Origin of the sequence: Vibrio sp. 10N.222.46.A1 (genome assembly GCF_041473595.1) — a bacterium.
Lineage (GTDB): Bacteria > Pseudomonadota > Gammaproteobacteria > Enterobacterales > Vibrionaceae > Vibrio > Vibrio tasmaniensis_A.
Genome location: NZ_JBFRSN010000347.1, coordinates 1 through 6816, shown reverse-complemented (window position 1 = coordinate 6816; position 6816 = coordinate 1). Strand labels below are relative to the sequence as shown.

Here is a 6816-nt window from a genome sequence, read left to right as displayed (position 1 = left end):
GCTGACCCGAGATCAGAAGAAGCCTTTTGATCATAGGTGTGCGACTTACGAATAAGCGGCTTCATTTGAGGTTTGGTTGGGTTTGGCATCATCATCTTCCTTGTATCTCGACAAAGAAGATGATAATGAATATCAATTACAATAACAAGTTATTGAGAGTAAATATCAATAAGCTGTTTGCACTGACTACATCCAGTCCGTGTTACGAATAATACCAACCGCAAGTCCTTCAATAGACAAGTGTTGGGATTCTAAGTCCACGTGAATTGGAGAAAACTCTTCATTTTCAGCATGCAACAGAACGGTAGAACCTTTGCGCTCTAGGCGTTTTACCGTTACATCATCGTCGACACGAGCCACGACAACTTGTCCATCACGCACGTCTTGTGTTTTATGCACGGCCAGTAAATCGCCATCCATAATACCGATGTCTTTCATACTTTCGCCATTTACGCGAAGTAAGAAGTCAGCTTGTGGCTTAAACATACCTGGGTCAACTTGGTAATGCATTTCTACATGCTCTTGAGCCAAAATAGGCTCGCCAGCGGCAACCTGACCGATTAATGGTAACCCTTGCTCTTCATTCGCTGCATCTTCAAGCAAAATACGAATACCGCGAGACGCACCCGGGATAATCTCAATCGCTTCTTTACGAGCAAGAGCTTTCAAATGTTCTTCTGCAGCATTTGCAGAGCGGAAACCAAGTTCACGTGCGATTTCTGCACGAGTCGGTGGCATACCGCAATCTTCGATCTTACTTTTGATAAGGTCAAAAACTTGTTGCTGGCGGGGCGTTAACGGCTTCATGATTCACCTGTCTTTTTATACAGTTGACTGTGAGTATATCCAGTAACTGAACAAAAGCAAAGCAATTGGTTGTTTTTAGTTCATTTTTAGCGAATTACAAAAATAAGATCTCTAACCACACGTAACCAGCTAATACTAAACAGATAAAAACGGCAGCTGAGCCAACATCTTTCGCCATCCCAGAAAGCTCATGATGTTCGCTACCGATTCGGTCAACGACCGCTTCAATCGCGGTATTAATCAACTCGACAACCATCACCAACACGACGGCTGAAATCATTAATATTCGCTCAACTTGGTTTACATCTAAGTAGAACGCCAACGGAATAAGCACTGCGGCCATGAAGACTTCTTGTCGAAATGCAGCCTCGTTTTTAAACGAGCTCGTGATGCCTTGCCACGAAAAGCCCGCAGCTTTGACGATACGTTTGAATCCGGTGTTTGATTTTTTGGTCATTTTTAACTCTATACTCAATCAGTCGATGAATGATTTTCCACAAACTTAACGGCAATATGACTATTTCCATTAAAAGGTTAGACCAGTTTCTGGTATTCTTGCATCGATTAAATTTACGCCTAGGCTTATCCCTATTTCACTCATAGGATTTATCCTCTCATTATAGAAATAGAGATACGCTTGAGCACATTGAAATAACTATTGAGGCAGTGAACCTATATGTCTTCTGGACAATCTTTTTCACGTTCATTAATGAAGCTACCTTTATCCCTATTGGTAAAGAGCACATCAATCCCTTCAAACCCTGTAGAGGATTTGAACATTGATTTGAGCAAACCGATTGTATACGCCTTACCGTTTCGCTCAAGTGTAGACATTCTTACATTGCAAAAACATGCACTTGAACTAGGGTTGCCTGATCCATTGAGCAAACTTGAAATCAATGGCAAATCACTGCAACGCTACGTTTTTATCTCTTCTCGCAAAACTCTGCTGCAAGACGATGATTATGTACCAAGCTCATCAATTGAAGTCTTCTCTGAACTGCTTTCACTGCATGCTGAAGACTCTGAGCTCGACGTTCAAGTTATCCCTGCCACCGTATTGTGGGGTCGTAAACCTGGTAAAGAGAATAACCAGAAGCCTTACCTACAAGCAATGAACGGCTTAGAGAAATCGAAAGCTGTATTGCTAGCAGGTCGTGACTGTCTGGTTCGCTTTAGCCCAGTGGTATCTCTACGATACATGGCTAACTCACACGGTACCGACAGCACCATCGCGCATAAACTGGCGCGCGTGGCACGCATTCACTTCTCTCGTCAAAAGCTTGCAGCATCGGGTCCAAACCTACCAAGCCGCCAAGCTCTGTTCGACCGCCTGCTAAAGTCAGAAGCAATCAAAAAGGCGATAGAAGATGAAGCTGAATCAAAAAATATTTCCATAGAGAAAGCGAGCAAAGAAGCTCAAGACATCATGGATGAGATCGCAGCTAACTTCTCTTACTCGCTGATTAAACGCGGTGAGAAGATTCTTGGTTGGTTGTGGAATAAGTTGTACCAAGGCCTGCATATCAGCAACGCTTCAACCGTTCGTAAGCTGGCTCAAGATGGTCACGAGATCGTTTATGTACCTTGTCATCGTAGTCACATGGATTACTTACTGCTTTCTTATGTGCTTTATCATGAAGGCATGGTGCCTCCGCACATCGCAGCAGGTATCAACCTGAACTTCTTCCCTGCCGGTCCTATTTTCCGTCACGGCGGTGCGTTCTTTATTCGTCGTAGCTTCAAAGGCAACAAGTTGTACTCGACTATTTTCCGCGAATACCTAGCGGAATTATTCGCTAAAGGTTACTCGGTAGAATACTTCAGTGAAGGTGGTCGCTCTCGTACAGGTCGTCTATTGCAGGCGAAAACCGGCATGCTAGCGATGACAATCCAAGCCATGCTGCGCGGCATGAACCGTCCGGTGACTTTGGTTCCTGTATACATCGGCTATGAGCACGTAATGGAAGTCGCGACCTACGCGAAAGAACTTCGTGGTAAGCGTAAAGAGAAAGAAAACGCGAGTCTAGTGATTCGTACAATTCGTAAGCTGCGTAACTTTGGTAAAGGCTACGTGAACTTCGGTGAGCCAATTCAGCTTAACCAATATCTGAACGAACATGCTCCTGAGTGGACTAAAGATATCGACCCAATGGGAACCAGCAAACCACAATGGATGAACCCGGTGGTTAATGACTTGGCAACCAAAATGATGACGCACATTAACGATGCGGCAGCGACCAATGCCCTGACTCTTTGTGCAACGGCACTATTGGCTTCAAGACAGCGCGCATTGTCTCGTGACTCTTTGGTTTCTCAGATCAACTGCTACCTGTCTTTACTTAAGAATGTGCCTTATTCAGGTACATTCACAGTGCCTAAAGACAGCGCTGAAGACTTAGTAAAACACGCAGAGTCATTGAACAAGTTCTTAATTGAATCAGACACTATGGGCGACATCATTTCGCTTGATCGTCACCAATCGATTCTGATGACCTACTATCGTAATAACATCATTCACTTGTTTGCATTGCCATCATTGATCGCTCAGATGACCATTCGTCAGCACGGTTTATCAATCGACGCTATTCAAGAAAATGTTGCAGCTATCTACCCATTCTTAAAGAAAGAGTTATTTTTAAGCTACGACGAAGATCAGCTTGAAAGCGTGGTTGCGAACATCATTGATGAGCTAGTCGGTCAAGGCATGCTTGTTGTGTCGAACAACCAAGTAACGATCAACCAGTCAAACAGCCAAGCACTGATGCTACTAGGCCGTACGATTTCAGAAACGCTCCAGCGCTACTCAATTGCTCTGAACCTATTGGCAGAGAATCCTGATCTAGATAAGTCAGACCTTGAGCAGAAGAGCCAAGACATCGCACAGCGACTGGGTCGCCTACAAGGTATCAACGCACCGGAGTTCTTCGATAAAGGCGTGTTTGCGTCGATGTTCGCAACTCTGAAACAGCAGCAATATCTGGATAACGATGGTAACTGTGATTTAGAAAAGACTCAGCAATTCGCTAAACTTCTCTACTCAATGCTTTACCCTGAAGTACGTTTGACGATTCAAGAGAGTATCCACCAAGCAGAATAATCTCTTGGCTAGCATTCACTTTAATCACTAGACTGAACACGATCAAAAAAGGCACCCAATGGGTGCCTTTTTCTTTAGCGTTCGTTTACTTGTAAAGTTGATGCTTACCAGAAGGTAATGAACAAGCCTACAGTCACCGCCATTCCAACATAGTTATTGTTCAAGAAGGCTTGGAAGCAAAGGTCTCGATCGCGGTGACGCATCAGATGCTGTTGATACACGAACAAGCTTCCCGAAACTAACAGTGCCCAGTAGAAAGTATCACCGAGTTGGTAGTGCATGCCCAATGCAATCAACATCGCCAGTGTAACTAACTGCAGCGCGCCAACCATAAGCTTATCAAAACGACCAAACAGAATAGCCGTCGACTTGATGCCAATCTTCAAGTCATCATCTCGGTCAACCATCGCATATTGCGTGTCGTAGGCTATCGTCCACAACGCATTAATCACGAAGATAAACCACACAATGCTTGGCAGTTCATTGGTTTGCGCCGCCCAAGCCATTGGTATTGCCCAACTGAAAGCCAATCCGAGAAACAACTGTGGAAGGTGTGTAAAACGCTTCATGAAAGGATAAATGAACGCGAGACCAACCCCAATAAAAGAGAGCTTAATAGTCAGCGGGTTCATGGTGAGTACCAACAAAAAAGAAACCACAGCTAACACTAGAAAGAGCACAATGGCTTCCTTGCTGGAAACCAAACCTGAAGGTAATGGACGTTGCTTGGTGCGTTTGACATGACCATCAACTTTACGGTCAGCAAAATCATTAATCACACAGCCAGCCGATCGCATTAACACCACACCGAGTATGAAAACAACCAAGACATCAAAATCAGGCATGCCTTTCGCAGCAATAATCAGCGACCACAAGGTCGGCCAAAGGAGTAACAGAGTACCAATCGGGCGATTCATTCGCGTCAATTGCCAGTACGCCTTCGCTTTGGTGGCAAGCATTTACACACTCTCCTTAGAGTAAATGGGGGATGTTGGTAAAAAAAGTTCGGCCACAAGCATCGGTTTATGATTCATCCATAATCGAGAACGACGCGCGAGTAATCGCTCATCGCCAGCGATAACCCAACCGACTTGAAGCGCATCTCGATCCACGTTCTCAGCACTGAAAACCGTTAACCCAAGCGGGACATCCCCTTGTTGAGAAAGGTCAGAATGCTGATGATCTTCTAGGGTAATTCGAGGTATTAAGGTTCGACCTAACACCCACGGCTCATCATCACCCTTTAAAATCACTTTACGCAGTAAGCAATCATGTGATGATAAAAGGCGTTCTTCGTCCTGTTGCAGAATTGATCGTTCCACAACTTGATTATGAAGCAACTCAACAGACAGGTGCTTGCAGCACTTGCCCAACTTACGGGAAAGCGATCCTTGTTCCATAAGCCACTCTTTGGTGGTTTCATTAGGAAAATTAAATTTTTCTGTGCTTTGCCAATCTACATTCATTAATGAATTTAGATACAATGATATTGACTGATTCATACTAGTATTCAATAGGTGACTTTACACGTACAATAAAGCTTCAACTTTCGAATAAAATTAAAGCGTCCTTCGAATTGTAAACGTATTTAGATTTAGACCGCTCATTGTAACAAGACTAATGCGTTTCGAATATCGCGAATAAACTAAAGAAAAGTCTCAAATATGCACAAACGTTATGTAGCCCAACTATTTATTGCGATTAATCTACTATTTTCAGCATCAAGTTTCGCTGAAGAAGAATCGACACCCAAACTAGCCTACTTCACGCTAGAGCCCGATCTCACCACCAATTTTTACACTAAAGGTAAAAAACTGGGCTATATTCAGGTCCGTCTAGACATAATGGTCGCAAATAGTAATGACTTAGAAGCCATTGAGCATCATCAGCCATTGATTCGTGATGCGGTGATTGAATTACTCGGCAAGCAAAATGAAGAGACAATTAAGTCTCTATCCGGTCGTGAAGATTTGAGAAAGTCCTTAGTTGAGCACCTCAATAAGATTTTACTTCCTGAAACAGGTAAAACTCTCATTGCTGACTTATTGTTTACCAAATATCTTTACCAGTAACGATGTAAAAACGAATCCCAATAAAAAAGCGGCTCATCTGGCCGCTTTTTTGTTTCTATCGTTTGGCTACTCACTAAAAAAAATGAGTTAGCTTCTTGCCGAGCTCGGTGCTTTCATCGCATCGATAAAGCCAATAATGACACCAGCGGCTAGGCCAGCTAAATGCGCTGTATTGGCGATCGCCATAAATGGCTGCATGTACCCAAGCACTAACCACACCAACATAAAGCCGACAATCTGTCTTGGGATACCTAAACCAAGTTGTGGCGCCTTCGCACCGACAACCCATAAGTAACCAACCAAAGCATACACAACACCAGACAAACCACCGAAGTTCGCCCCTTCAACCCAATACTGACCAGCACCTGAAAGCGCAGAAGAGACAGCAAAGATCTGAAGTAGCTTGAGGCTGCCTAGTTTCTTCTCAATATCCCCACCTAGCTGCCACCACCACAAAATATTGAATGCGATGTGCATAACAGAGAAATGCAGAACAGCATGGCTCAACCAACGCCACAGCTGCCATTGCTGTCCATCAACCGCTGGGAAATGCAGGGCATTGAAAATAGCTTGGCCAAAACCAATCTGTTGCAGCGCAAAAATCACCACACACACCAACATTAGGCTCAGTGTCACAGGACCTGCTTTTGCTTTGATCATGCCCAAAAAGCTTGGTGTGTGGTAATGGAAATGACTCTTTCTAGACTCAGCCATATCCCAAGACGCCGCTTGATAGCGTTTATGATTGGGTTCAGCAAGAAAACGATTCAGCTCAGCTTCGGTTTCAACCTGAAATTGACCATCAAGAAGCCACAAAGCAAAACGCCCTTCTCCCTC

7 protein-coding genes and 1 pseudogene are annotated in these 6816 nt (G+C 44.0%); 2 read left to right on the top strand and 6 right to left on the bottom strand.

Going from position 1 to position 6816, the window contains the following annotated elements; all coding sequences use genetic code 11:
- The 3 genes and pseudogenes from AB4496_RS11275 to AB4496_RS11265 form a co-directional block, all read right to left on the bottom strand.
- Positions 1 to 89: pseudogene (locus AB4496_RS11275) on the bottom strand (class I SAM-dependent methyltransferase); the annotation flags it as partial.
- Between the two features lie 97 nt (positions 90 to 186).
- Entirely contained in the window at positions 187 to 807 is a 621-nt protein-coding gene (gene lexA / locus AB4496_RS11270) for a transcriptional repressor LexA (RefSeq protein WP_009848249.1), read from the bottom strand.
- 94 nt (positions 808 to 901) lie between these two features.
- Positions 902 to 1264 (bottom strand): diacylglycerol kinase, encoded by a 363-nt coding sequence (locus tag AB4496_RS11265; protein ID WP_029223019.1) that lies wholly within the window; start codon positions 1262 to 1264, stop codon positions 902 to 904.
- A 219-nt stretch (positions 1265 to 1483) separates the two neighbouring features.
- Here AB4496_RS11265 and plsB point away from each other — a divergent pair, with 219 nt between their 5' ends.
- Positions 1484 to 3907, top strand: coding sequence for a glycerol-3-phosphate 1-O-acyltransferase PlsB (gene plsB / locus AB4496_RS11260; RefSeq protein ID WP_009848247.1), 2424 nt, complete (start codon positions 1484 to 1486; stop codon positions 3905 to 3907).
- 104 nt (positions 3908 to 4011) lie between these two features.
- Here plsB and ubiA read toward each other — a convergent pair whose 3' ends face one another.
- Together ubiA and AB4496_RS11250 are read right to left on the bottom strand one after the other, a co-directional pair.
- Positions 4012 to 4866 carry a 4-hydroxybenzoate octaprenyltransferase gene (gene ubiA / locus AB4496_RS11255; protein ID WP_009848245.1) on the bottom strand — a complete coding sequence of 285 codons (855 nt, stop codon included), beginning with the start codon at positions 4864 to 4866 and terminating at the stop codon, positions 4012 to 4014.
- On the bottom strand, positions 4867 to 5409 hold the full coding sequence (locus tag AB4496_RS11250; protein ID WP_170962732.1) for a chorismate lyase: 543 nt from the start codon (positions 5407 to 5409) through the stop codon (positions 4867 to 4869).
- Between the two features lie 162 nt (positions 5410 to 5571).
- Here AB4496_RS11250 and AB4496_RS11245 point away from each other — a divergent pair, with 162 nt between their 5' ends.
- The gene (locus tag AB4496_RS11245; RefSeq protein WP_009848242.1) at positions 5572 to 5979 is read left to right on the top strand and encodes a flagellar basal body-associated protein FliL; all 408 of its coding nucleotides are present in this window, start codon (positions 5572 to 5574) and stop codon (positions 5977 to 5979) included.
- An 87-nt stretch (positions 5980 to 6066) separates the two neighbouring features.
- Here the strand turns inward: AB4496_RS11245 and glpG are convergent.
- Positions 6067 to 6816 (bottom strand): rhomboid family intramembrane serine protease GlpG (gene glpG / locus AB4496_RS11240; protein ID WP_372130979.1); only part of this gene is annotated, 750 nt, incomplete at its 5' end.

Coding starts and splice junctions, on each gene's coding strand:
- lexA (WP_009848249.1), bottom strand. CDS start 807: ATGAAGCCGTTAACGCCCCGCCAGCAACAAGTTTTTGACCTTATCAAA.
- AB4496_RS11265 (WP_029223019.1), bottom strand. CDS start 1,264: ATGACCAAAAAATCAAACACCGGATTCAAACGTATCGTCAAAGCTGCG.
- plsB (WP_009848247.1), top strand. CDS start 1,484: ATGTCTTCTGGACAATCTTTTTCACGTTCATTAATGAAGCTACCTTTA.
- ubiA (WP_009848245.1), bottom strand. CDS start 4,866: ATGCTTGCCACCAAAGCGAAGGCGTACTGGCAATTGACGCGAATGAAT.
- AB4496_RS11250 (WP_170962732.1), bottom strand. CDS start 5,409: ATGAATCAGTCAATATCATTGTATCTAAATTCATTAATGAATGTAGAT.
- AB4496_RS11245 (WP_009848242.1), top strand. CDS start 5,572: ATGCACAAACGTTATGTAGCCCAACTATTTATTGCGATTAATCTACTA.